This window comes from Longimonas haloalkaliphila (assembly GCF_055379825.1).
Genome location: NZ_AP043948.1, coordinates 205,228 through 230,741, shown reverse-complemented (window position 1 = coordinate 230,741; position 25,514 = coordinate 205,228). Strand labels below are relative to the sequence as shown.

The following is a 25,514-nucleotide window of genomic DNA, read 5'->3' as shown; positions in this document are numbered from 1 at the left end:
CAAGGAGGCTACCCCGACTCCGGTCGCTCCGGTTCGGCCCCTGGATCCAAGAATGCGATGGTGGCGCCCCAGCTGCTCTTGTCGGTAGCCGGGCGGTGCCGCAGCACGAGCGGATCGCGATCAAGCAGCGTTACGACCCCTTTCCGCAGTTTACCCGTTCCTTTCCCATGGATAATTCGTACCCGGTAGATCTCTTTCTCGTGGCAGGCTCGCAGATAATCCGGCACCAGATCGCCAATGACACTTGGGTCGAAGACGTGCAGGTCGAGCACGCCGTTGATCGGGTATTCGGTTGGTTCGGAAGGCGTCATCGGAATATTGGAATGGAGGAGGCAAGAAGATCTACTCCGTGCGTTCGGCTTCTTCCGCATCGCCATAGATGCGCACGACACGCTCACCGTCTGCATCGATTGAGGCCCGGTACATGCCTTCGGTGTTGAACGGCATGGCTACCGTGCCGTCTGCATCCAGCGAAATGACGCCGCCGGTTCCACCCAGGTTGGGCAGGGCATCGTGGATCACAGCATCAGCGGCATCAGCCAGCGCCTGTCCGCCGTGCTGCATGCGCGCCGCAATGTCGTGGGCAACGACGCTGCGGATGAAGTACTCGCCATGGCCGGTTGATGAGACCGCGCAGGTGGCGTTATGGGCGTAGGTGCCCGCGCCAATGATCGGCGAGTCGCCCACGCGTCCGAACTGCTTGTTCGTCATGCCTCCGGTCGAAGTACCCGCGGCCAGATTCCCGTCGCGGTCGAGCGCTACGGCGCCGACGGTGCCAAGCGGTGCGTCCATGTCTTCGGAGAGGCGCAGGCTGGAGGTGGCATCGTCGCTTCGCGCCTCACGGGCCTGCTGCAGGCGGCGCTCCGTGTGGAAGTACTCATTGTCGACGCGCTCCAGGTCGAAGCCGTCTGCAAACGTTTCAGCGCCTTCCCCTGCCATCATAACATGTGGCGACTCATGCATGATGGTGCGCGCCAGCTGGATCGGATTGCGCACCGTGGTCACGCCGGTGAGCGCTCCGGCGTGACGGGTTGCACCATCCATGATAGAGGCATCCAGCTCTACGCGATCGTCGCTGGTAAAGACCGCACCGTGTCCGGCGTTGAAGAGCGGGTTATCTTCCATCACCATAATGGCCGCCTCCACAGCTTCGAGACTGGTGCCACCGTCTTCAAGCACTGCATAGCCCGTGTCGAGCGCTTCGTTGAGTGCTTCGCGATAGGCTGCATCTTCGTCATCGGACATCGCATCCGATGAGATCACTCCGGCTCCGCCGTGGATGGCCAGCGCGATGGGGGCCTCCGTCGAGGGCTCCGACGACGCCTCACTGTTGCATCCCAGAAGCAGGGCGCTTCCTGCGAGAAGACTTACCGTAGCGAGTATGCCGATAAGGGAAAAGAAAGTGTACCGCATGATAGACAGTAGGGGTCGGGTAGCGTATACGAAAACACACGAGCAGGGTAACGCCTGCATCCCGCAACCTACATAACAGGTGTGAGAAAGGCCACCGGCTTTGTGGCAGGCTCCTGTGGTGCGTTGCCAATACGGCACGCATCCGCCAGAATGACGCGCCGCGCCATGATTTCACGGCTCTTTTTCACGTATGGAGTGGATTGCGGTAGATTGGACTGCAATTTGCTGCTATAATGTGTCCACCAAGTACAGGTAAGGAACAAGTCAAGGCGTACCGTATTCGTGACAACTTACATTTGCGTTTGGTTTGGCTCGGCGTGAATATTAAGCGTGTACAGTTAAGATACGCCCTGACTTCCACTGGCGTTTACGTAGCAATAGCAGCAGATATATGGCGAAGGACAAAGAAGTCGTAACCAAGACGAAGAAGGACACCAAGTCCTTCAACCGGTATGATGCGCTCCAGGACATGAGCGACGAAGATCTCATGTCGCAGTTTCAGGCCGGTACCGTGGAGGCATTCAATATTCTTGTGGAGCGGTACTCCGACCGGCTCATGCAGTACCTCTATCGCTTTCTGGGCGATATGAAGCGCTGCGAAGACCTGTTGCAGGAGACGTTCCTGCGCGTACACCGCAACCGCCACTCGTACCGGCGCATTGCAAAGTTCTCGACGTGGCTCTACACGATTGCTGGAAACCTGGCACGCTCCGAATATCGCAAGCGCAAACGCCGCCGGATGCAGTCCATCCAGTCGGTGAACCGGGACAACGAAGAGTACGAGATGGAAATCCCGGATGAGTCGTTCTCGCCCGATAAGCACGCGGAGAGCACGATTCAGGACCACTACATTCAGGAGGCGATGAACGAGATCCCGCCCGCCTTCCGCGAAGTGGTGGTGCTGCGCGACATCCAGCAGCTGGCCTATGACGAGATTGCGGAGATCACTGGCCTGCCCATGGGCACGGTCAAGAGCCGCATCAACCGCGGACGAACCAAGCTGCAAGCGCTCCTGAAGGACGTCTACCCCTTCGAAGGCGAAAGCTGATGCCCGCACACCATACAGGTTCAGGGGGATGCAACATACGTTGCTTCCCCCGACACCCAGACCGCGCGCCATCGAGATACGCTCTCGGTGGGGCGTTTTTGTCGGTGCGTCTACGCTGGTACCCATGAACGAGAATTGTGAGCAGAGCCGACAATCTCCCTCGACGGACGGGCGCAAGCAGATTCTCGTGTACGTGTTTTAGTGTAGGAAGAAACAAGTGTAAACGTGCCATCACAAGCCGCTCCCCTGGAGAGGGGAGCTGTCGCGCAGCGACTGAGGGGTGGATCCGAAGCGGTACTTCATGTGACGCTCCCAGCCTGTGAGCCGTATGCTTCTGCCAGGGTGGAAGAGATGTTCGTAGAGCGCATGCCGTTCTGGGCTACAGGTCGCTAAACATGTACACACTCCCCGTTAATCCATACTACCGATACCGAAGGCGTCTGCGATAAATCCCGATCACAACTTCGTTACAATCCAGCCTTGCAGATCTGCGGGGGGGGGGGGGCTACTCTATAGGTGCATTTTAGCTGCCCGTCTGCGTATGCCGAGTGACATATCTATCGGCATGCGCCCCATACGATCGCCGTCGGTACGAGGCGTGATCGGGCTCAACGCTGTACACGGTTGTTTTGCTGCCGTTGCGCTGTACTCGTCTGCTTTTCTGGTTTCCTTTTCTGTGTCCCGTGCTGGTTCGTTTTTCTTGGCCTTCGACGGCCTCGTGTCTGCGTTCTTCGTCTCTACCGTCTTTACTCTACCCCATGCCGCTCCTGCTGCTGGGCGGGCTGCTCCTTGTTGCAGGCTGCGACTCGTCTGTAGATCTGCAACAAGATGATGCAGACCCCACGGCACGTACGGTGCCCGATGATTCATCGGGGCTGGCACTGGCGCCGATGCCCACCGGGTCCGAGCTGCTCACGCCGGGCGATCCGGCTCCGAAGAACAATGCCGACGCCTCCGCCTACGGCTGCTACCTGGCCTCGCGTCCCTATTCAGACGAGGTGGCCTTTCATAGCCGATATCTGCACTTTCCGGAGGAGGTTGTTGCCGAAGCGGGGAACGATACGCGGCGCGTGATATGGAGCGTTGCGGCTCGGACTGAAACCGCCCCGGCCCTCACCGGAGTCCGGTACATGCACTGTATCCTGCCCGACACCGACGCTGCGGAGCAGTTGGCGCGGGAGCAGATTCTGGAGACAGGACTGGAAGCGGCGGCGTATAAGGCGATCCAGGATGAAGAGGGGGTTGCATCGAAGAGTGGAGGGTGTACAACCATCACAGTACGAGAGGTGCTGTTCTGTGTAGGACCGGTTGACGGCCCGTTCCACACCTGTGATTATATCGAGTACGACATCACAGTCTGTGAAGACGATTCAGATGAGGGCAGCAGTAGCTTTCCTGACGGAGACGATGGGGGAGCCAGTGGCGGGGGCAATGAAAATGGAGACGACGGCCAAGGATGTAATACAGGGGATGGCCCGGCCACGAGCCCGGTAGAGAGCACACCTCCCGGATCAGACTGCGAGCCGGTCGATCCTTGCGAAAGCGACAACCCACCTGCGGATTGTGACGATGAGGAGGATGACGCTACCCCTTGCTCGGAAGTGGAGTTTGACAACGATACGCATGCTGAGATCATGGAGACGCTTGATGAATTGGGAATTCTTGAGTCTCTGAAAGACGAGTCAAACTTTGGGGCGAACCAGGGAGATCGATTGGAGAACGGACGTTGGATCGTTCGCAATGAGGATAGTACAATTGAGACAGAACCGTTCGACCAGACAGCAGACTCGCCGATTACACTTGGGAACCCAGGCCCTCCACCTGCGAATGCAATTGGATCGATCCATACGCATCCGTTTTCTGACGGAGAGGTTTTCACTGACCACGATCTCGTAGATGAAGCCGTCACAGATGAGGTTCTTGAAGATTATGGCGTTGATAACCTTGCAAATCCTGACTCGTTTCCTAATATAATATACGATAGTAAACCAAGTCCAGGTGACTATCAGTTCTCGTCTTCCTTTCTTGAACTCGACTATACCAATGAATCACATCATTTTGTAATAGATGAAAGCGGTGTTATCGAGTATCAGGGGGAAGACACTACCGGAGACGGAAACGTGGATAATGAGGGAAGCGCAGAATTTGAGCGATGTGGTTTCTGATTTACTGAAACCCTACCCATACAAAATTATGTTTAGTATAAGTTTAGATAAGACATGCATAAAATTATTCTTCTCACAGTCGCGTTCTTTGCTTTTACAGCCGCTGCACCAGTGGTGGCTCAAGAAGCCCCCAACTGTTCAGGCGTCACCAACGATCAGGCTGAAAATCGACTTGAAAATACTCTTACCGAGGATGGTTGGTTCTCTTCCCTCAAAAAAGAGAACTATGAGGTACCACCGGCAAGTGAGTTGCGGGTCATGACCAATGAGCAAGACCCCGAGGCCTGTGCCGAAATTGGACGTGGGGTAGGGGAAGACTCCAAATACGACTTTTATCTCTATACAGCAGGGTCGTACTATTTTGCGGTAGGCTACCCGCGTCGTGAAAATGGCGAATGGTCGTCCCCAGTTGGTGTGCTTGAAGTGTATGATGAGGATGCAAATGCTATTGCCTTTTTTGTCCCGTAGATGTTTCTAATCCCAGGCACAGAAATTCGGCTTTCAGGTCGAAATGCGTTTTCTTTCTCGACGTCCTCTGCGAACCTGCTGGATCGTTGCATGTGCCTTCTGCCTGCTTGCAGCTTCGGGCTACGCCCAAGACACCCCCAACTGTTCGGGCGTAGCCAACGATCGGGCCGAAAGGCTGCTCGAAGATGTTATCACTGAAGAACAGTGGAAATCCCGTCTTGAGTCATACAACATTGATGTATCATCAGTGGAAGAACTGCATGTTATGACGAATGAACGAGACACTGAGGCGTGTTCTAAGATTGGGCTGGACGTCGAAGCGGATTCTAAATATGACTTCTACCTCTACACGGCAGAACCGTATTACTTTGGGGTAGGCTTTCCCCGCCGCGTGGATGGCGAATGGACCACCCCCAACGGCATACTTATTGTATATGATGAGGAGGCAAACGCAGTTGCAGGATCACCGATATAAACCATATCATGCACTATCGACGTCCTCTGCGAGACTGCTGGATAAGACTGCTCATTCTCTGCCTGCTTGCAGCTCCGGGCCACGCCCAAGGCGACCCCAACTGCTCAGAGGTGACAAACGAACGAGCCGAGCGCCTGCTTGAAAATGTGCTTACTGAGGAAAGTTGGATATCTTCCCTCGAAAAAGACAACATTGATGTGCCACCAGTAAACGAGTTGCGTGTCATGACCAATGAGCAAGACCCCGAGGCATGTGCCGAAATTGGACGCGGGGTAGGAGAAGACTCCAAATATGACTTCTACCTTTACACAGCAGGACCGTACTATTTTGCGGTAGGTTATCCGCGTCGTGAGAATGGCGAATGGACCTCCCCTCGTGGTATGCTCACCATCTACGACGAGAATAGAGATGCCGTAGTTATATATGTAATATAATGTGTTTTCCTCAAAAGCGTATAAGATTACTAATTAAGCTTGTGGTCTCACTCATTCTCACAAGTGCAACCAGTGGACTTGCGTATGGACAGGCAAATGGCTGTCATGGAGTTGAAAGTAACGCCCCGCAGTCGTATATCCACAATTTTATCACAGAAGACTGGGATAGACTTGTTGAAGCAACACCTGGTTCTGAGTCGTTTCCGCCTCCTTCTGCTGAGTCCCTGCGAGTCATAACGAATGAACGGGACGCCGATGTTTGTGATGAAATTGGGCAGCCCCACGAAGTAGATGACTTTCAAAGTTACTTTTATACGGCAGGCGAGTATTACTTTGAAATGTACTACCCAAAGTACGATCCTGATAATCCGTCGACGGAAGGTCCGGTATTCATAGTTAATAAAAGAGACGCGGAGGGAGAAATACGCTCAATCTTTATGACGATTTAAGCTTTGCATGGGACAACAACTGAAAGAAACTTGCTCAATGCAAACGGGAGAAATAAAACCATTCGATTTACAAATATGCTGCGTTACAGAACGTGAGCACATCTGAATCGTGTTCAGTGCTATCGAGCACCTATACACTATGTCAAATGGATACCAGAGCTATCGTAGCTGCCCTGCTTCTCCTCCTTATAATGCCAAATGAACTTGCACACGCCCAGGCAACTGGCTGTCCCGAAGAAGGCAATAACCGGGCCCGAGCACAGGTGACGAGCATGTTAGACGGCCGTCAAGATATACTTCAGCGAGACGGCATCGACGCCTCTCCCAGCGAACTGCGGCTGATGACCAACGACCAGGATCCTGATGCCTGTGCTGAGCTTGTTCGCCCTTATCTAAACATGGAAGAAGGAGAAGATAGTTATCGCTATCAAAACTTTTTCTACACAACCGGGGACTACTATTTTAAAGTTCAGACCGTTCGTCCGTTAGAGGAGCGTCCTGGGGACGACCCCTGGGAGCCCTTAGCTGGAAACATTATGGTCTTCGACACTGAGTATAATCTTGTTGCTATATACGCGTAACAACATATCTAAAGGCCATGTATGCACAACCCCTCTGGCAACGCTGCTGGCTCGTGGCGTGGATGCTGTGCCTGGTCGCGGCTCCGGGCTATGCCCAAGATGTCGATGTTTTCCGTGGCGAGGATATGCATGGACAGACGAGCGAACGACCATACATCAGCTATGGAGATTTGCAGGGGGTGTCTATAGGGCGTGATGGCGCCGACGTGCAGACCCTGAACCGTGGTCTGGTATTCCAGGAGCTGTTGGAGGTCTCTTCAGTCGATGCCATCATCAATATGCTGGGGGAACCTGTATCGGTTGATCAAACCCGCCATGCGACAACATTGGACTACGAGGGAGCCCGCATTGAATACTACGAGCATGAGGGCTCAACTGGCGTCATAAACATTGAGATAGATGGTTGCGATTGGTCATTGACTGTTGCAGGGACCCGGTTGTATCCAGGCATGTACGTTGAGGCGTTGAGTCCATCTGTGCAAGCCGACCGCAAGGCGGGTGATACATCCACATTCGACGCTCAAGACATCGATAGCTTTATGGCTATCCCCATTGCAGCTCCTGACTCGGGGCGGGGCGGAGCCCCAGAAATGATGCAAGAGGGACGCGCGCAGTTCTTGTTGTTTGCGAATGATGAGACCGATGTTGTGGAGATGATTCGTTTCACTCGTCTGGGTCCCTGGTAGGCACAACTCGGAGCGCAGAGCAGTAGCGAGCGAGGTTTGAATCGAATATCAGCGCCTTAACGATTCGTATGAAAGCAAAACTGACCTCGCTGGCTTTCCTGCTTTTGTTATGCCCCATACTGGTTTCGGCACAAGCATCTTCATTCGACACCATCAACCGAGACGAGGTAGAGATTGGAGGGGCAATCACGTACGGGGATAGTGCTGATGATCTTACATCAGCATTCGGTGATCCCGAACATACCAGGGACTATTACCTGGAGATGGACGAAAAGACAGAGGTGCAGTACATCTACGCTGATGGCTCGGAGTTCAGGTTCATAGACGACAAGCTGCACAGTTTCAAAATTGCATCTCCCGACTACACATTGTCGCTGGGGGAGGCTCAGCTTCAGATCGGCGATTCGCTGGCGTCAGTGGCGTCTTCGTTTCCCAATTCACGCAGCTATATGGAGAACGACGCAACGGCGATGATCATCGGGTTGGGAACCGGTGACCATGACGTTTTGCTTGTTGTCTTTGATGCGGAAGAGACAGTGTGGGAAATCCGCCAACGCACGTTTTGACACACGCCGATGCGTTGTCGTGCGCGCCGTCGAAATATCAGACCACTCGCTCTACGAGTACGATCTGACTGTGGCCTATACCGCTGACCAGGGATGGACAGTCGTGGAGAAGACATTGATCGATGGAGCGGCTTCGTAAGTGCGTATTGCTTGTGCGGAAGCACACGACGACACGCGAAGGAGGCGCTTAGAACAGAAAGCCATGCGCACATCTCCAGCGGCACCCCATCCGCTCCCTACACCGCCACCGCACACGCTTCCAGCGCCTGCTCCAGATCGGCCCACAGCGCATCCGCGCTCTCTAAGCCGACGGAGAGGCGCACCAGTCCGGGCGTGATGCCGTGATCGGACTTTGCGTCGTCGGCCACTACGCCGTGGGTGAGCGAGGCGGGGTGCTGGATGAGCGTGTCGGTGGAGCCGAGGCTCACTGCCGCGGTGATGAGTGAGACCGCCTCGACTGTCGCCCGCGCGGCGTCGTACGTGCCCAGCTCGAATGAAATCAGCGTGCCGGGGCCGTCCATCTGCCGTGTGTAGCAGGGAGCGGTATCGTATCCCGGAAAGTGCACGGCCTGCACCGCCGGGTGCGCCTGCAGCCGGTCGGCCAGGGCGGTGGCGGTGGACTGCGCGCGCTCCACGCGGGCCGGAAGTGTGGGCATGCTGCGATGCATCAGGTAGGCGGCGTGGGGATGCAGCAGCGCGCCGGTAGCCACCCGCACATGACGCAGCGCCGCGGCCCAGTCCGCATCCGAGGTCGAGACGACCCCGCCCATCACATCGCCGTGTCCGCCCAGGAACTTCGTTGCGCTGTGCAGAGAGAGCGTGGCCCCGTGCTCCAGCGGACGCTGAATGACGGGCGGCGCAAACGTCGAATCCACCACCACCGGCACATCTCCTGCTTGATTCACCACCGCCTGGATATCCACCAGGTCGAGCGTCGGGTTGGCGGGCGTCTCGATCATTACGAGGGCGGTGGTGGAGCGCATCGCCTCTGCAATCGCATCGGGGGCGGCCCACGATACATCGATCCCGAGCAGGTTGCTGGTGAGCAGGTGGTCGGTCGTGCCGTAGATGGGGCGCACAGCTACAACATGCGGCGTGGCATTGTTGTCACAGAGCGTGCGCGTGGCCATCAGCACAGCGGTGACGGCGGCCATGCCCGAGGCATACGCCACGGTGTCGGTGGCGCCCTCCAATTCGGCAACGGCCTGCTCGGCCCGGGCTACCGTGGGATTGTGCAGGCGAGCGTAAACGGGCGTCTCGGCGGTGGATGCACCGTGCGCCAGCTCGGTGAGACTGCGAGCGGCAGCGTCCATATCGTCGAACGGATACGTTGACGACAGGTCAATGGGCGGCGCGTGCTTGCCCAGCGCATGAACAGAAGCGCGTCCGGCATGAACCGCGGTGGTGTACAGATCATCAGAAGCAGGCATAGCGCATCAGGGAGCGATGGGACAAGAACGTAACGGGCTCGTATAATCGGAAGCGCTTACAGCATCCGCAAACGTTCCGAATTATCTTCGTTCGATTCTGCTATGGCTACGCTCGACCAAACGGACTGCGAAATCCTCCGCATCCTACAGAAGAATGCTCGCATCCCCAACAAAACGCTGGCTGAACAAGTCGGACTCGCCGAATCCACCTGCCTGATGCGGGTGCGGCGGCTGCGCGAGGAGGGCGTCATCTGCGGCACGCGTACGGTGGTGGATGCGGAGGCGCTCGGCATTGGCGTGCAGGCGATGGTGGCCGTGCAACTGCGGAGCCACTCGCGCACCACGGTCGAGCAGTTTCAGCAGGCCGCGGTGCAGCGCCCAGAGGTCGTGGCCTGCTACCATCTGGGCGGACGCACCGACTTTCTGCTGCACGTCACCGTTCGCGATCCAGCGCATCTGCGCGACTTGATCCTGAGCGCCTTCACCGCCCGCGACGAGGTGCAGCAGGTCGAAACCTCGCTCATCTACGACCAGCAGCACACCGACGCCTGGCCCATCTATCCGGAAGCGCGCAAGGATTAAAAGATTTGTGATTTTGGATTCCACAGGAGCATTGCAACTCCTCCTTACAGTAAGATCTCTGGCTTCGCAAATGCGACGACACCGCCCTCAGAAAGTGAAAGCAAGTATACGCTATCACTGTCGATTTCTAAGTCATGAACTGGAAAAGGCAGGGTGAATTGAAATTGATAGGCTCCTGTTTCCTTATCAAAAACATCTACACGTGTGCTGGTTAGTACGTCTTGCATGTCATTTTCTTCATTCACTACAGCACCCGAATGGAGCGCGTACACGTACTGGTTATCGGTATCCAAACGTAGCGTCATCGTTGGGTACACATTGCGTGGAGGCTCCATCATGTCAACGCCTTCGCGGGCTCCAAGAAAATCAGGAGGGTTCACGTCATGCGGTGCCGACGTGTTGAAAACAACTTCACCTGTTTCAGATATGGCAACGATGTGGCTTGCGTGCTCAAAGCCCATGTACGCGGTACCCTCGTCTAAAACTGTAGGCCCCTTTTTGGCCACGAAGTTTTCCTCAAAGGGGACAAACGCATCTCCAAATTCGCTGAGTTGTACTTCCCAAGCCAGTTCGTCAATGACGATACGCTCGTCTTCATTAATCTGCAAAGCGTGCGCATGTGCGAGTACGTTCGGATCAGACGGTCGCCGAACTATTTTTGTATTCCCTATCCCAGGTTGGAATGGTACAGGTACATTTACACGATGCATGAACGTTCCTGTGTCACGGTCAAAAATAGACAGGAGCTGATTTTGTACGTCTCGGAGTGCAATATATTCGTCCTGAATAATGTGAAAGGAGCCCAGCCATTCAATATGACCGGGACCCGATCCTTCTTCTCCCACGTGTTGTTCGAATGATCCATCGGTGGCGTTAAATATCCAGAGCGGTCGTTCGCCTCGAAAGTCGCCAACAAGAACTGCCCCGTCATGAACGTCGATGAACCGTGGATCTACCAAAAATAATTAGGATGTATGTCGTCGGCCGTACGCCATAGCTCTTCCCAATCAGGCTGGATAACTTCAGGAACGTCAGCTACAGAAGCATTTTCGGGATTCAGATTATTACTGGAAGTGTAAGCAGAACCTTGATTGTCATGAGTAGTGATTCCGCAGCATAGTAAAACGATGAGCGTTATAGGAAAAAGGGGCTTCGTTTGCATGGCTACACGCATTTTCAAATATGAACGTTTAAAACAAAAAAGGGGCATACACTGCTTCGCAATGTATGCCCCTCTGGAACGGCTTGTGGAAGGTATAACGCTTTAGATCAACTACTGCATCTACCCATCGATTGCTATTGTGGCATTGCCATAGAATGAGATGCCCATGTACTCAAAGTAGATAGAAGGATCCGACTCGCATTCAATATCGCCTGAACTGCGACGTATATTTCCCATCATACCAGCTTCTACGACATCAGAGCACGTTGCGTCTTCAGACAAAACGGCTTTTACCGAAGGATGAACTTGTCCGGGTACTGTGACAGTTTCGTACGCCGTAGGCTCATCCTCTTCAGGAGAAGGGGCGTCTGCATGCACCACAGAAGTTCCCAGAAATGCGACAGAGAGAATCAGGAGGCTCGCGAGGAGTCCACCTCGCTGGAGGTTCAAAGCAGCCATAAGATGTTGGGCTTTGAATGATAAAGATTATGTTTACTTCAAAAGCAGGGTACGAGAAAAAAAGAATACCAAGCGGCCTCACGTGCGTTTGCATTTTCTTAATATTGGGGTCAGATTGAAGAAGTCGATCGTATCTGGCTCTGCGTGCACTCTCCTCAACTGTTAGGAGACGGAGTTTGGAATGCACGACTGCACACAGCTTCCATCTACCATCGTCCATCTCGCGATCCACCCATCTTGACCTGCTTCCGCAACAGCACACAAGCCCGCACCAGAAGTCAATCCAAAATCCGGACGTAAACCTTTCGTCGGGGGCGAATCCTCTTCGGAGGCCGAGCCGTCTTATGCTCTCCGGTAGTTCCCCTCCGTATCCCCAAGAGCACACTGATGAATCGCTTTACGCTCTCGATGGCCTGGCGCGATAGCCGAGGCAGCCGCGGACGGCTTCTGCTGTACCTGTCGGCGCTGGTGGTAGGGGTGGCGGTGCTTGTAGCCATCAACGGGTTTGGGGATAACCTGACGCGGACCATCGACAACGAGTCGCGGCAGCTTCTGGGGGCGGATTTTGCCCTGGAGCGCGACAGTGCGTTTCCGGATAGCATCCGCGCCGTGACCGATTCGATTGGCGGCACGCAGGCGCAGCGCATCTCGTTTTCGTCGATGGTGACTTTTGGTGCTGACGGCGGCACGCGTCTCTCCACCATCCGTGCCACTGAGCCGGGCTACCCGTTTTACGGTGCGGTGGAAACTACGCCCGAGGACCGCTACGACGGCTTTGCCGAGCGCGGCGAAGCGCTGGTGGATGCCACGCTTTGGAACGAGTTTGCCCTGTCGGAGGGCGACTCCATCCGCGTAGGACGCAACTGGTATCCGGTAGCCGGGCGCGTTGACCAGATGCCCAACGAAGCCGGCATCGCCTCCTCGTTCAGTCCGCGGGTGTATGTGCCCTACGCCGGACTCGACACCACCCTCCTTGGCCCCGGCAGCCGGGCTGAGCATGAGCTCTACTTTCAGTTCGATGACGACCGCGATATAGAGGCGCTGGTCGACACCATCCGTCCAGCCATGGAGGCGGCGGATGTAGACATCGACACGGTCGAGGAGGCAGCAGGCAACTGGCAGGAGGGGCTGGGCAACCTGTATCGGTTCCTGAGTCTGGTGGGATTCATGGCGTTGATTCTCGGATGTATTGGCATTGCCAGCGCCATGCATGTGTACATCCAACAGCGCCTGACCTCGGTTGCGGTGCTGCGCTGCCTAGGTGCAAAGTCCGGGCAAACCTTTCGCATCTACCTGACGCAGGCCGCTGCACTGGGTGCGCTTGGCGGTGCACTGGGCACAGCGCTGGGCGTGCTGATGCAGGTGGGCGTTCCATACGTATTGGAAGACTTTCTGCCTGTACCTGTCGCGTTCTCGGTGTCGCTGCGCGCGGTGGGGCTTGGACTTGGTATGGGCACAGCGGCAACTGTACTGTTTGCGCTGATTCCGCTCCTCCCGGTGCGGCGCGTGTCGCCGCTGCAAGCGCTGCGGCATCAGGAGGCGGGAACCGGCGGGCGAGACTGGGCACGCTGGGCCGTGGTCATCGCGATTGGCGGAGCACTCACGGGGTTTGCTGTAGCACAGGCGCCCACCTGGCAGATCGGACTCGGCTACGCAGCCGGACTGGTAGCGGTGTTTGGTGCGCTGGCTGCGCTCGCGTATGCGCTCATGGTCGGGCTGCGCCATCTCGTGCCTCAGCAGTGGAGCTACCCCTGGCGGCAGGGGCTGGCCAACCTGCACCGGCCTCACAACCAGACCACCGTGCTACTCGTGGCGCTGGGACTCGGTACGTTTCTGATCGCTACCCTGCTGATCTCCCAGGAAACGATCCTGTCGCAGATTCGCATCTCCGGCGAGGGCGAGACGCGTCCCAATATGGTTCTGTTCGACGTGCAGCCCGACCAGGTGCAGGGGATTACCGAAACCATTGAGAGCGCCGGAGCGCCGGTGCTCAACGCTTCGCCGATCGTGACGATGCGCCTGTCGGCGGTGAACGGACGCCCAGTTAACGAGCTGCGCGAAGATCCTGAGGTGCGTACCACATGGGCACATCGCCGCGAATACCGATCAACCTATCGTGATTATCTAACGGAGAGCGAGAAGATCATTGCGGGCACTTTCGTCACTGAGCGGGTAGATGGGCGCGAGCCTGTGCCCGTATCGCTTGAAGAAGGGATTGCCGACGAACTGAACGTATCGCTGGGCGACCGGCTTACGTTCGACGTGCAGGGGCAGCCTATCACCACCGAAGTGCGCAGTCTCCGCGAGGTCGACTGGCAGCGCATCGGCACTAACTTCTTCGTGGTGTTTCCGCCCGGTGTGCTCGAAGAAGCCCCGCAGATCTACGCCATGCTCAGCCGCACCAACAACACCAGTCACGCCACAACAGTGCAGCGTGCAGTGGTCGACGCATTCCCCAACGTATCGATTATTGATCTGACGCTGGTGCTGCGCACCGCGCAAGATCTGTTCGACCGGCTCGGGTACGTGATTCGCGTTATGGCGCTCTTTAGCGTGCTTACCGGGCTGCTTGTGCTGCTGGGTACGCTGCTCGTAAACCGCTACCAGCGGGCTGGAGAGAGCGTGCTCTTGAAAACACTCGGCGCCTCGCGCACAACGGTGCTTAAAATTTTGGCCATTGAGTATCTCTTGATTGGGGCGCTTGCTGCCGCAGCAGGCATTGGACTGGCCATCGTAGCGGGCTGGACACTCGCTACGTTTGTCTTTGATGGCGCCTTTGCAGTGGCTTGGGGCGAACTCGCGATTACCTTTGTTGTGATCGTAACGTTGGTTCTCGGACTCGGACTATTCAACAGCCGTACGCTTTACGACAAACCACCAATGGATGTCTTGCAGGCCGAAGCATAAGAACAAACCCCGTAATAGCGATAGCTCTCTCTGGTACGGAGCAGTATACGGAGCAACAATGCATGTGGGGCGGCACGCCGGCGCATTTAGCTGGATTCAACTGCACTTAGCTTCACTTTAGGTCTACACTTAGCATCCGGTAAATTCCGTACCATGGAGCAACGCATTAGACAAGCGCTTCCGAAATTTTGAACGCATTCTATGCTTGAACATTCGTTTACATGTCCATACTGTTGGGAGACGCTCACCGAACAGGTCGACCCGGTTGAGGGGACGCACGAGTACGTGGTCGACTGCTGGGTCTGTTGCCGGCCTATCCAGGTGCGTGCAGTGGTGAAGGACGGTCGGATCGTCTCGTTCGTTGCCCAGCCCTCAGGGGGGCACGCGTAGCGCCTCCAACGCGTCGTATCCATCACCACTGCGCGTCTGATACGAAGTCCACCTTCTGGGTTAGCACCCATACGTTTGATCCCTCATTCCGTATCCAAGAATCATTCTGTGAACGCATACCATGCCTGACACCGCAACGCAACTTTCTCCGCAAGCTGTACAAGACCGCGTCGACACCGTGCGCGAGCGTATCGCACAAGCCTGTGAGCGGGCCGGGCGCGATACCGATGAAATTACCATCGTTGCCGTGTCGAAGACGTTTCCGATGCAAGCGATTACGTCGGGGATTGCAGCCGGGCTCACCCACTTCGGCGAGAACCGTGCACGTGCCCTCCGCGACCGCGCTGAAGAACGTCCGGGTCAGTGGAAAGGGGGAGACGTATGCTGGCATATGATTGGACATCTGCAGACGAATAAGGCCAAATTTGTGGCCCGCCATGCCGACCGGTTCGAGGCCCTTGACAGCCCGCGCCTTGCCGAAGAGCTTGATAAACGCGCGGCGAAGAACGATCGAGTTATTCCCTGCTTTGTACAGGTGAATATTAGCGGTGCCGATCAAAAGTACGGGCTTCTTCCCAATGAACTCCATGATTTTCTGGATGCATGCGAGGCACACGAACATCTGAAGATTGATGGGCTCATGGGGATGGCTTCGTTTGTGGATGATTCTGAAACGGTACGTTCCGAATTTGCGCACCTGCGCACATTGGCTGAAACGTACACTGGAGGCGCAGCAAACATATCACTCGATCATCTTTCGATGGGAATGAGCAACGACTTTGAGGTGGCCATAGAAGAGGGGAGCACGATGGTCCGTATCGGAAGTGCTATCTTTGGTCCGCGCTCGTAAGGCCAGGCCTTTGGAGGCGGTCACCTGGGCGGTGGAGATGCTACGTGGTCACGCAAAGAGACTCGTGCAGCCCAGAAAGCAGGTCAATCTGAGGAGTACTCATAAATGACACTGTGTGCAGAACAGGCGAAACAGAATGGAGGGCTCCTCGTGAAACACCTGTGGCAGGTTTGTGCAATCGTAGCCCGTAATAGTCATGGTTAAAGCCGGGTTTTAAAGTCAAGCCTGGTCAAGTAACCGCTGGTGCCCAGATCACATGAGTACGTTCGGTGGCTGCGTTGCGCTGCAACGGTGTAGCACAGATCTTGTAGCATAGATCTTGCGCTGTTAATACGCACTGTAACAAACACCCCGCAACAGACTCTGCTTGAAGAGCGATCAGGCAGTCCTGAAGACGGCATCACGATTGAAACAGGGGCTGTTTACTGCTCACAGTCTTTCCCACACCGACAACTCAGCACATGAAGCTTACGCCCCTCGATATCCGTAAACAAGACTTCGACCGCAGCCTGCGCGGATACAGTGTGGAAGAGGTTGAGAACTTCCTGGAAATGGTGGCTGACCAGTGGGAAGAGTTGGAGAACGAGACGCGGCGTGCGAAAAATCGCGCCGAAGAGCTCGAACAGCAGATGTCGCACGTGGAGAAGGTCGAAGATGCCCTGCAAGAGGCGCTCTCGGCCACACGTGAGAACGCAGAACAGCATCTGAGCAATGCGCGCGACAAAGCAGAAAACATTGTTGAGCGTGCCGAAGCAAAAGCAGAGCGGATCAAGGCCGAGGCCGTAAAGGAGCGCAACGCCATTCAGCAGCAGACGCATGCCGTTGAGCAGCGTCGCCAGCAGATCGCGTCACGGCTGCGGGCGTTCCTGCAAGCTGAACTCGAAATGCTCTCGGAGTACAGGAAGGGCGACGCCGATCCTCAGGAGATGCCGCAGAATCTGCGCTCAGATATCGGGTCGCTTGATACACTGGCGGACACCGATATGCAGCGTGATATGCAGCGTTCACCCGCCGAAGCTACATCCGTTCAGCAGAGCGAAGCTGCGCCCTCAGAGGCAACGCCCAAATCCAAAAAACATGAAGCATCGACGCCTGAAGAGGCCGTTGTAGAGGCCACTGAACAAGCCTCGGAGCCGGTTCCTGAGGCGCCTCCGGAAGAAAAACCGGTCGCTCGTGATGAAGCGGATGCATCAGAACCTGTTTCGCACGAGGAGAGTGAAGATGTTACCGACGAGTTCGACTTTTCAGACGTACTCGGTGGAGGCGAAGACGAAGTAGAGAGCAGCACAGTAGCTTCTGCTAAAGAGACGCCTGCTGAAGAGGCAGAGATGGAGTTCGCTTCGATGTTCGACGAGCCTACCCAAGATAACGGCCCTTCTACTGAAGAGTTCGAATCGCCAGCGGCCGAAGTCGCCGAGGAGACAGAGGAAGAAGACGACGAGGAAGACGACCTGGAGCGAGCGATGCGTTCGCTCTTCCCGGTCCTTGAAGCCACAACAGGTGGCAAAAAGAAGTCGAAGAAGGGAAATAAGTCCAAAGACGCTTCATCGAGTTCAACCTCAACCTCTGAAAAATCGGGCGCAGAAGCGAGTCCGAGCGAGTCGCAGTTTGAGGCGATCAAGCGCGACGTACAGCAGCGGGAGTCGAAGCAGAAAGAGAAGGGCGCTTCGCAGAGCAAATCGCGTCGAACGAAAGACGAAGACGAGGCGTCGACAGAGGAAATCGAAAAGATCTGGAGCATTCTGGAAGACATGGACTAATTGGCCCGCTTTCGGAGCCGAACGAGTTGCATGTGTTGCTTGTATTTGCAAGCATAGAGAGGGTAGCGTGGCCCACGCGCTGCCCTCTTTTGTGTTGACCTCCTGCATAGTTTTCTGATTGTCATATGGCTGCGTCTGTACTGGATCCCGATACCCATCTTGCTCATGTCAATACAGCTGCGGAGGCGGTCCGTGCGCTTCTATCTGACATGCCACGCATTGGGATCATCGCCGACCCTGTAACCGAGCCGCTTGTTGAAGAGATGACGTCTGCAACAACGATCGATTTTGCAGACGTCCCGCATCTTCCAGCACTGGGCGAGACCAACGAGCATCGATTTATAGCGGGCCAGCTGTGGGAGCAGGATGTTCTCGTTGTGTCCCATGCCCTGCATCTATACGAGGGCATCTCGGCGCGCGAGAGTGCGCTGCCGGTTCGCATCATGGGGGCGCTTGGCATAGAGACCCTTATTGGAACTGCCGCAGCAGGGAGCGTGAACCCGCATCATACGCCAGGCGAGGTTATGCTTCTTGCTGACCATATCAACCTGCAGGGTGCCAACCCGCTTGAAGGGCCAAACGTAGACGCATGGGGGCCGCGCTTTCCCGATATGAGCAACCCGTACGACCCAGCGTTGCGTGAGGCGGCGCATCAGGCAGCGCTCCTGGCGGGCGAGCGTCTGCAGGAAGGGATCTACCTGGGGGTGCCCGGACCCAACACGCAGACAAAGACCGAATATCGCTTCATGCGTCACGTAGGCGCTGACGCGGTGGGCACAGGTCTGATTCCTGAAGTCATTGCGGCACGTCACATGGACCTCCGTGTGCTCGCAGCTGTGGTTATCACAGATGCCTGCTTTGCAGACACCCTCGAACCGACGTCCGCGGCGGAGGTAGCTCAGGCTGCTGAAACGGGGCGTGCGCGCCTGAAGCAGGTGCTCACGCACTTGATGCCCCGCCTGTAAGCGTCTGTTTCTTGTCTGGGCGGATGCGTTTGCATCCCCCTGAGACCCTGAACACGCCCACCCCACAGAGCACATGCGGCGTCTTTGCTGCATGTGTGCACGATGCACGTTTTTGCTTCACCTGTACAGCCCAAGTTTATGAGTCACTTCACCCCGATTGATCGCCTCTCGCTTCCGGATATGGAAGAAGATATGCTCGACTGGTGGGCCGATCATGACGTGTTTGATCGTACGCTGTCGGAACGCGAAGGCGCACCTGCCTACACGTTCTACGAGGGCCCGCCCACGGCCAACGGGCGTCCTGGTATCCACCACGTTATGGCGCGCTCTATCAAGGATATCTTCTGCCGGTACAAGACCATGCAGGGGTTTCAGGTGGCGCGTAAGGCTGGGTGGGATACGCATGGGCTGCCTGTAGAGATTGAGATCGAGAAGCGCCTTGACCTGCAGAGCCGCGCCGACATTGAGGAGTACGGCATTGAGGCCTACAACGCGGCCTGCCGCAACAGCGTGCTCGAATACAAAGACCTGTGGGATGAGCTGACCACCCGCATGGGCTACTGGGTTGATCTTGACGATCCGTATGTGACGTTCGAGACCGATTATATTGAGACGCTCTGGTGGCTCATCAAGCAGATCCATGAGAAGGGGCTGCTCTACAAAGGCTACAAGATCCAGTGGTATAGCCCCGGTTCGCACACCGTGCTCTCTTCGCACGAGGTGAGCCTTGGGTATGAAGAGACGCAAGACCCGAGCGTTTACATCCGCTTCCCCATGCATGGCCAAGAAGATACCTACTTCCTGGCCTGGACGACCACGCCGTGGACGCTCATTTCGAATACAGCGCTTGCTGTGGGCCCCGACCTTACGTATGTGCGTGTTGAGCACGACGACCCGCATCAGGGCCAGGAGACGCTTATCCTTGCCGAAGAGCTGGTTGATACGGTGCTGGGCGACGAGCCTTACAAGGTTGTGGAAACGATGCCGGGCAGCGACCTCGTGGGGCAGACGTACGAGCCGGTCTTTCCGTACTTTAAGGAGAAAGCCGGTGCAGAGGCTGCCTGGCATGTTGTACCGGCCGACATTGTGTCGACTGAAGAGGGCACCGGCATTGTGCATATGGCACCGGCCTATGGGGAAGAAGACTATGGCGTTGCGCAGGAGCAGGGCCTACCGCTCTTCAACCCGATCGATACCGACGGCTGCTTTACGGAAGCGGCCCCGCTGGTTGAGGGGGAGTGGTTCAAAGACGCTGATAAAGAGATCACGACCGACCTTAAGAAACGCGGTCTGCTCTACAAACATGAGACCTACCTGCACAATTACCCGCATGACTGGCGTAAAGGCACGCCGCTGATGAGCTACCCGGTTGAGAGCTGGTTTGTGGAGACGACGGCGGTCAAAGAGCGGATGGTTGAGCTAAATAAGACAATAAACTGGCAGCCGCCGGGCGTGGGCGAAGGACGTTTTGGTGAGTGGCTGGAAAACAACATCGACTGGGCGCTGAGCCGCCGCCGCTACTGGGGCACGCCGCTGCCCATCTGGCAGAGCGACGAAGACCCCGAGTACATCGAAGTCATCGGTTCGGTCGACGAGCTGCGCGCCAAATGCGGCGACCAGCTGCCAGACGACGACGCTGAGATAGATCTGCACCGTCCCTTTGTAGACGAACTTACCTGGCCGGCCCCCGACGAGGTAGGAGGCACGATGCGGCGCGTCCCCGACCTTATCGACGTGTGGTTCGACTCGGGTGCTATGCCGTTTGCGCAGTGGCACTACCCGTTTGAGAACAAAGAACAGTTTGAGCGCAACTTTCCCGCTGACTTTATTGCGGAGGGGGTAGACCAGACACGTGGCTGGTTTTACACGCTGCATGCGCTGGCTACGCTTATCATGGACGACGTTGCATACCAAAATGTGGTCGTAAATGGTCTTGTGCTCGATGACAAGGGCAACAAGATGTCGAAGTCGAAGGGCAACACGCTGGAACCGTTTGAGGTGATCGACGAGTTTGGGGCCGATGTGGTGCGCTGGTACATGATGAGCAACACCCCGCCGTGGGAGAACATCCGCTTCTCGAAGCGCGGACTGCGCGACCTGCGCCGCAAGTTCTTTGGCACGCTCGAAAACGTGTACAGCTTCTTCGCAACGTATGCGAATATCGACGGCTACACCTACACAGAGAACACCGTACCGCTGGAAGAGCGCCCTGAGCTCGACCGGTGGATCATCAGCCGTCTGCAGACGACGACCGACACGGTCACAGACTCACTCGACGACTATCACCCGACCAATGCAGCGCGGGCGGTAGAGCAGTTCGTAGATGACCTGTCAAACTGGTACCTGCGGCGTTCGCGCCGCCGGTTCTGGGCCTCGAAGCAGTCGCAGAACGGAACGGCAGAAGATGGCGGAGAAAGCGTACCGGCATCCAGTAAACAGGCAGCCTACGATACCGTGTATGAGTGCCTGGAGGCCGTGTCGCGCCTCATGAGTCCGGTGGCTCCGTTCTTCGGTGACTGGCTCTACCAGGCGCTGCACGAGGGCAACGCCAATCCAGCAAAGGACTCCGTGCATCTGGTCGACTTTCCAGCAGCCGATGACGAGCGCCACGACGAGGCGCTGGAGCATCGGGTGGGACTGGCACGCACCATCTCATCGGTCGTGCTGTCGCTGCGCAACGAAGCGGAGATCAACGTGCGTCAGCCATTGGGGCGCCTCATGGTAGTAACCGGCACGGGCGTCTCCGAAAACATCGTCGAACAGGTGCGCGACATCATTCTCGACGAGGTGAACGTGAAGACCATCGAATACGTCGATGGCTCCAGTGAAGTGGTTGAGCGCTCGGCCACGCCCAACTTTAGCCGCCTGGGTCCACGCCTGGGTCCGCTCATGCAGCCGGTCAACAAGGCCGTGCGTGCGCTCGACGACGACGCGATCGGGCGCTACCTGGAGCAGGGTTCTCTTGACCTGGAGGTGGAGGGCGAAACGGTGCACCTCGGGCCTGAGGACCTGGAGATCTCCAGTGCCGGTATTGAAGGCTGGCTTGTAGAGCAGCACCGCGACGTAACGGTGGCGCTCGATACACAGATTACCGAAGCGCTGCGTACAGAAGGGCTGGCTCGCGAATCCGTGAAGCGCATCCAGAATCTGCGCAAGGACGCTGAGTTTGAGGTTACCGATCGCATCACTATAACCTATGATGGATCGGATCGTATCCAGGCGGCTGTGAACGCATATGCCGATTGGATACGGAACGAGACGTTGGCCCTGGAGTTGCAGCCCTCCAATCAGCCTACGGGTGAGGCAACCCAGACTTTTGAGATTGGTGACGAACATCTCACAGTAGGCATCCAGCGAACGTCTCGCACGTGAGCGGGACCTGCCGAGCTATGCGAAAGAGAGATGCACATCGTACGCCCTCTCTCCAAGCGTTCGCACCCTCGCGCCTACTCCCTCCCTTGTAGTACGATATCTCTTATGCCAGATACAACTTCTTCCTCGGGTTCGAACACCGCGTCTTCTCAGGAAGGCCGTCGCAAAGAACGGCAATCGCCGTTCTCAGACGAAGAGCTTCAGCACTTTAAGGAGCTCATCATGGAACGGCGGCGCAAAGCCAAAGAAGATGTCGAACGGATGCGAGCGCAGATTGAAGAATCGCGCGAACAGGCCGGTGACAATACGGCGTACAGTTTCCATATGGCCGATGCCGGTACCGATGCTATGGAGCGCGAAAAGCTACACCTGATGATCGCGCGACAGCAGAAGTACATGGGCTACTTAGACCGAGCGCTTGAGCGCATCAAGAACGGCACGTACGGAATCTGCAAGGTGACCGGTAAGCCAATTGCAAAGGAGCGGTTAGAAGCAGTGCCCCATACCGAGATCTCTATCAAAGCCAAGAAAGAACAGAAAAAGCAAGAGCGTCAGTAACTGGGAGCCTGCTTCGGGCCGAACAGCCCGCTTTCTGTATAGTCCGCTTTCTGCACAGCAATGTATGGTGAGTGGTGCACAGTGCACGAAGAGAGGGATCTGCTCCCTGTGCCGATTGACTGCACGGCTGACTATACAGGCTGAATATGCAGACTGACGTCTTCTTTTCTCCGTCTATGTCTCTGTTTTTGTGCTGTATGTATGCGCGTTCTTTGGATTTCTCTCATTGTTATCGGTCTTGATCAGGCCACGAAATGGTTGGTTTTAGAGCTGATGTACCGGCATCAGTCCATTTCTCTTATCGGTGATTGGCTGCGCTTTACGTTTACTGAAAACCCGGGCATGGCCTTTGGCATCCAGTTTGGCCCGCCCGGTACGGTGGCACTCCTTGCGGTACTGGCCACTGGGCTCGTCATCTATTACATTGTGCAGGTGCGTGCCCTCTACCTGCCCTACCGGGCGAGTTTGGCATTTATTCTGGGCGGTGCTATCGGAAATATCATTGATCGTGTGTTCTATGGCGTGTGGCTGGGATATGGCGGCCTGTTCGAAGGACGCGTGGTAGACTTCATCCACGTAAGCCTATGGCAGGGCTTCGTGCACCCCGGTGTGCCCCTGATCGGGGGCAGTTATATGGAGCTGTTCCCAATATGGAATGTGGCCGACATGGCGATTGTGCTGGGAGTAGTTGGGGTACTGTTCTTCCACAACGCGTTCTACGAAGAGATGCTTGCTCGTGAACAGCAAGGCGAGAACGCGGTAGAGCAACCTACCCACGAGGGAGAAGCCCATTCGTCCAGTACAGAACGCCCTGCATCCAACGGGGTGCCTCCGGCTCACTCTGCAGATGCTAACGTTGCGCCACGCAACGAACCCCGGCGCGACGACACGTCTGCTTCCTCGTCGCCTGGTGCGTAACTCCGGCTTATACCGCCCGCTTTTATATTCTGCCTCATGCAGTGGTGCTTTCGTTATGTCTACAGACACCTCCCACATTCGCAACTTTTGCATCATCGCACACATCGATCACGGAAAAAGTACCCTGGCCGATCGATTGCTCGAGAGCACAGGCACCATAAGTGAGCGCGACCTGCAAGAGCAGACGCTCGACGATATGGACCTGGAGCGCGAACGAGGAATTACAATTAAGAGCCACGCGGTGCGTATGAAGCACACGGCTCCGGATGGAGAGACCTACACGTTTAACCTGATCGATACACCCGGTCACGTCGACTTCACCTACGAGGTGTCGCGTGCGCTCAAGGCGTGCGAAGGCGCGATCCTGCTTGTTGATGCTGCGCAAGGCATCGAGGCGCAGACCATCTCGAACGCGTACCTGGCTCTGGAGCAAGACCTGGAGATCATTCCGGTCATGAACAAGGTCGACCTGCCAGTAGCACGTCCCGACCAGGTCGCCATGTCGCTTGAGGAGCTGCTGGGCGAGCCAGCCGAGGATATCCTGAAGATCAGTGCTAAAACGGGCGAGGGCATCGACGAACTGCTCGCCCTCATCATTAACCGCGTCCCTCCCCCCACAGGCGACGAAGATAAGCCGCTCAAGGCACTCATCTTCGACTCCATCTACGATTCGTATCGTGGGTCGGTCGTCTACGCACGTGTATTCGACGGCACCCTGAACAAGGGGGATGCGATGCGCTTCATGGCCACGAAGCAAGAGTACGACGCCGAAGAGCTGGGCGTATTGCGCCTGGGACGTCAGAAAGTTGACACGCTCAAGGCGGGAGACGTAGGATACATTATCGGCTCCATCAAAGACGTGTCGCACACCCGTGTCGGTGACACGATCACGCACAAACACAATCCAGCAGACAAAGCGATTCCGGGTTTCAAAGAAGTGAAGCCCATGGTGTTTAGCGGGGTGCATCCCACGCAGTCTGAGGACTTCGAGGATCTGCGCAGCGCGCTTGAAAAGCTGCAGCTTAACGACGCCTCGCTCACATTCGAACCCGAAACGTCAGCCGCACTCGGGTTCGGGTTCCGCGTGGGCTTTCTGGGACTGCTGCATATGGAAATCATTCAGGAGCGTCTCGATCGTGAGTTCGGGCTCGACATCATCACCACCGTGCCCAATGTGGAGTATCGCGTGCGGGTCAGCAACCCGGGTGACGACGACCAGGAGCTTGTCATCGTCGACAACCCCAGCGAGATGCCCCATTATGGTGATATCGACGCCGTCTACGAGCCGTTTGTTGAGGCCGATATTATCGTGCCGAGCGAGTACATCGGAAATATCATGCAGCTCTGCGAAAATAGGCGGGGGGTCTACGTGAATCAGCGCTACCTGGATACCGAGCGCGTCAACCTGCAGTATGAGCTTCCGCTGGCTGAGATCGTGTTCGACTTCTATGATAAGCTCAAGAGCGTGAGCCGAGGCTACGCCTCGCTCGACTACGAATTCCTGGAATACCGAGAGAGCGACCTGGTCAAACTCACCGTACTCATCGACAAAGACCCCGTCGACGCACTTTCTACCATCGTCCACCGCGACAAAGCATACGAAATTGGGCGCAAGCTTGCCAAAAAGCTGAAAGAGAAGATTCCAAAGCAGCTGTTTGAAGTGCCTATTCAAGCATCGATTGGGCGTCGCATCGTAGCACGCGAAACCGTAAAGGCCCAGCGTAAGGACGTGACTGCGAAGTGTTACGGCGGCGATATTACACGTAAGCGCAAGCTTCTTGAGAAGCAGAAAGAAGGGAAGAAGCGTATGAAGCAGGTGGGCGAAGTTGAAGTACCTCAGGATGCCTTCCTGGCTATCCTGTCGGTCGATGATTAA

The 25,514-nt window shown here is 56.3% G+C and carries 24 protein-coding genes; 19 read left to right on the top strand and 5 right to left on the bottom strand.

Annotation, left to right across the window (positions count from 1 at the left end; genetic code table 11):
• Positions 1–8 precede the first annotated feature (8 nt).
• Positions 9–311, bottom strand: a complete 303-nt coding sequence (locus ACZ48V_RS00895) for a Smr/MutS family protein (protein WP_464540747.1) — start codon at positions 309–311, stop codon at positions 9–11.
• A 31-nt stretch (positions 312–342) separates the two neighbouring features.
• Positions 343–1,413 (bottom strand): isoaspartyl peptidase/L-asparaginase family protein, encoded by a 1,071-nt coding sequence (locus ACZ48V_RS00890; RefSeq protein ID WP_464540745.1) that lies wholly within the window; start codon positions 1,411–1,413, stop codon positions 343–345.
• A gap of 391 nt (positions 1,414–1,804) precedes the next feature.
• Here ACZ48V_RS00890 and ACZ48V_RS00885 point away from each other — a divergent pair, with 391 nt between their 5' ends.
• The 9 genes from ACZ48V_RS00885 (at position 1,805) to ACZ48V_RS00845 (ending at position 8,285) form a co-directional block, all read left to right on the top strand.
• Positions 1,805–2,461, top strand: a complete 657-nt coding sequence (locus ACZ48V_RS00885; RefSeq protein ID WP_217992495.1) for an RNA polymerase sigma factor — start codon at positions 1,805–1,807, stop codon at positions 2,459–2,461.
• 758 nt (positions 2,462–3,219) lie between these two features.
• Positions 3,220–4,626: a hypothetical protein gene (locus tag ACZ48V_RS00880; RefSeq protein ID WP_464540744.1), complete on the top strand. Its 1,407-nt coding sequence runs from the start codon at positions 3,220–3,222 to the stop codon at positions 4,624–4,626.
• Between the two features lie 54 nt (positions 4,627–4,680).
• Entirely contained in the window at positions 4,681–5,094 is a 414-nt protein-coding gene (locus ACZ48V_RS00875; RefSeq protein WP_464540742.1) for a hypothetical protein, read from the top strand.
• Positions 5,095–5,137: 43 nt separating this feature from the next.
• Positions 5,138–5,569 carry a hypothetical protein gene (locus tag ACZ48V_RS00870; protein ID WP_464540740.1) on the top strand — a complete coding sequence of 144 codons (432 nt, stop codon included), beginning with the start codon at positions 5,138–5,140 and terminating at the stop codon, positions 5,567–5,569.
• Positions 5,570–5,577: 8 nt separating this feature from the next.
• A complete protein-coding gene (locus ACZ48V_RS00865; RefSeq protein ID WP_464540739.1) occupies positions 5,578–6,003 on the top strand; it encodes a hypothetical protein in 426 nt (141 codons plus the stop codon).
• A 41-nt stretch (positions 6,004–6,044) separates the two neighbouring features.
• Complete coding sequence (locus tag ACZ48V_RS00860; protein WP_464540737.1) at positions 6,045–6,452, top strand: hypothetical protein; 408 nt, start codon at positions 6,045–6,047, stop codon at positions 6,450–6,452.
• A 191-nt stretch (positions 6,453–6,643) separates the two neighbouring features.
• Complete coding sequence (locus tag ACZ48V_RS00855; RefSeq protein ID WP_464540736.1) at positions 6,644–7,033, top strand: hypothetical protein; 390 nt, start codon at positions 6,644–6,646, stop codon at positions 7,031–7,033.
• A gap of 17 nt (positions 7,034–7,050) precedes the next feature.
• Positions 7,051–7,719: a hypothetical protein gene (locus ACZ48V_RS00850; protein WP_464540734.1), complete on the top strand. Its 669-nt coding sequence runs from the start codon at positions 7,051–7,053 to the stop codon at positions 7,717–7,719.
• Positions 7,720–7,787: 68 nt separating this feature from the next.
• Positions 7,788–8,285: a hypothetical protein gene (locus tag ACZ48V_RS00845; protein ID WP_464540732.1), complete on the top strand. Its 498-nt coding sequence runs from the start codon at positions 7,788–7,790 to the stop codon at positions 8,283–8,285.
• Positions 8,286–8,521: 236 nt separating this feature from the next.
• Here ACZ48V_RS00845 and ACZ48V_RS00840 read toward each other — a convergent pair whose 3' ends face one another.
• A complete protein-coding gene (locus tag ACZ48V_RS00840; protein WP_464540730.1) occupies positions 8,522–9,715 on the bottom strand; it encodes a trans-sulfuration enzyme family protein in 1,194 nt (397 codons plus the stop codon).
• Between the two features lie 102 nt (positions 9,716–9,817).
• Here ACZ48V_RS00840 and ACZ48V_RS00835 point away from each other — a divergent pair, with 102 nt between their 5' ends.
• Positions 9,818–10,297 (top strand): Lrp/AsnC family transcriptional regulator, encoded by a 480-nt coding sequence (locus ACZ48V_RS00835; protein WP_464540729.1) that lies wholly within the window; start codon positions 9,818–9,820, stop codon positions 10,295–10,297.
• A 44-nt stretch (positions 10,298–10,341) separates the two neighbouring features.
• Here the strand turns inward: ACZ48V_RS00835 and ACZ48V_RS00830 are convergent, their stop codons facing one another.
• Together ACZ48V_RS00830 and ACZ48V_RS00825 are read right to left on the bottom strand one after the other, a co-directional pair.
• Complete coding sequence (locus ACZ48V_RS00830; RefSeq protein WP_464540727.1) at positions 10,342–11,256, bottom strand: 6-bladed beta-propeller; 915 nt, start codon at positions 11,254–11,256, stop codon at positions 10,342–10,344.
• Positions 11,257–11,579: 323 nt separating this feature from the next.
• Positions 11,580–11,918 (bottom strand): hypothetical protein, encoded by a 339-nt coding sequence (locus ACZ48V_RS00825; protein ID WP_464540725.1) that lies wholly within the window; start codon positions 11,916–11,918, stop codon positions 11,580–11,582.
• A 387-nt stretch (positions 11,919–12,305) separates the two neighbouring features.
• Between ACZ48V_RS00825 and ACZ48V_RS00820 the strand changes: the two genes are divergently transcribed.
• The 9 genes from ACZ48V_RS00820 to lepA all read left to right on the top strand — a co-directional run bounded on the left by ACZ48V_RS00820 (position 12,306) and on the right by lepA (position 25,514).
• Positions 12,306–14,825 carry an ABC transporter permease gene (locus ACZ48V_RS00820; RefSeq protein WP_464540723.1) on the top strand — a complete coding sequence of 840 codons (2,520 nt, stop codon included), beginning with the start codon at positions 12,306–12,308 and terminating at the stop codon, positions 14,823–14,825.
• 201 nt (positions 14,826–15,026) lie between these two features.
• Entirely contained in the window at positions 15,027–15,215 is a 189-nt protein-coding gene (locus ACZ48V_RS00815) for a zinc ribbon domain-containing protein (RefSeq protein WP_464540721.1), read from the top strand.
• A 121-nt stretch (positions 15,216–15,336) separates the two neighbouring features.
• Positions 15,337–16,065, top strand: a complete 729-nt coding sequence (locus tag ACZ48V_RS00810; protein WP_464540719.1) for a YggS family pyridoxal phosphate-dependent enzyme — start codon at positions 15,337–15,339, stop codon at positions 16,063–16,065.
• Positions 16,066–16,526: 461 nt separating this feature from the next.
• Positions 16,527–17,825 (top strand): DivIVA domain-containing protein, encoded by a 1,299-nt coding sequence (locus ACZ48V_RS00805; protein WP_464540718.1) that lies wholly within the window; start codon positions 16,527–16,529, stop codon positions 17,823–17,825.
• Between the two features lie 125 nt (positions 17,826–17,950).
• Complete coding sequence (locus tag ACZ48V_RS00800; RefSeq protein ID WP_464540716.1) at positions 17,951–18,790, top strand: purine-nucleoside phosphorylase; 840 nt, start codon at positions 17,951–17,953, stop codon at positions 18,788–18,790.
• Between the two features lie 138 nt (positions 18,791–18,928).
• The gene (gene ileS / locus ACZ48V_RS00795; RefSeq protein ID WP_464540715.1) at positions 18,929–22,162 is read left to right on the top strand and encodes an isoleucine--tRNA ligase; all 3,234 of its coding nucleotides are present in this window, start codon (positions 18,929–18,931) and stop codon (positions 22,160–22,162) included.
• Positions 22,163–22,267: 105 nt separating this feature from the next.
• The gene (locus ACZ48V_RS00790; RefSeq protein WP_464540713.1) at positions 22,268–22,720 is read left to right on the top strand and encodes a TraR/DksA family transcriptional regulator; all 453 of its coding nucleotides are present in this window, start codon (positions 22,268–22,270) and stop codon (positions 22,718–22,720) included.
• A 201-nt stretch (positions 22,721–22,921) separates the two neighbouring features.
• A complete protein-coding gene (locus ACZ48V_RS00785) occupies positions 22,922–23,638 on the top strand; it encodes a signal peptidase II (RefSeq protein ID WP_464540711.1) in 717 nt (238 codons plus the stop codon).
• Between the two features lie 55 nt (positions 23,639–23,693).
• Positions 23,694–25,514: a translation elongation factor 4 gene (lepA, locus tag ACZ48V_RS00780; protein ID WP_464540709.1), complete on the top strand. Its 1,821-nt coding sequence runs from the start codon at positions 23,694–23,696 to the stop codon at positions 25,512–25,514.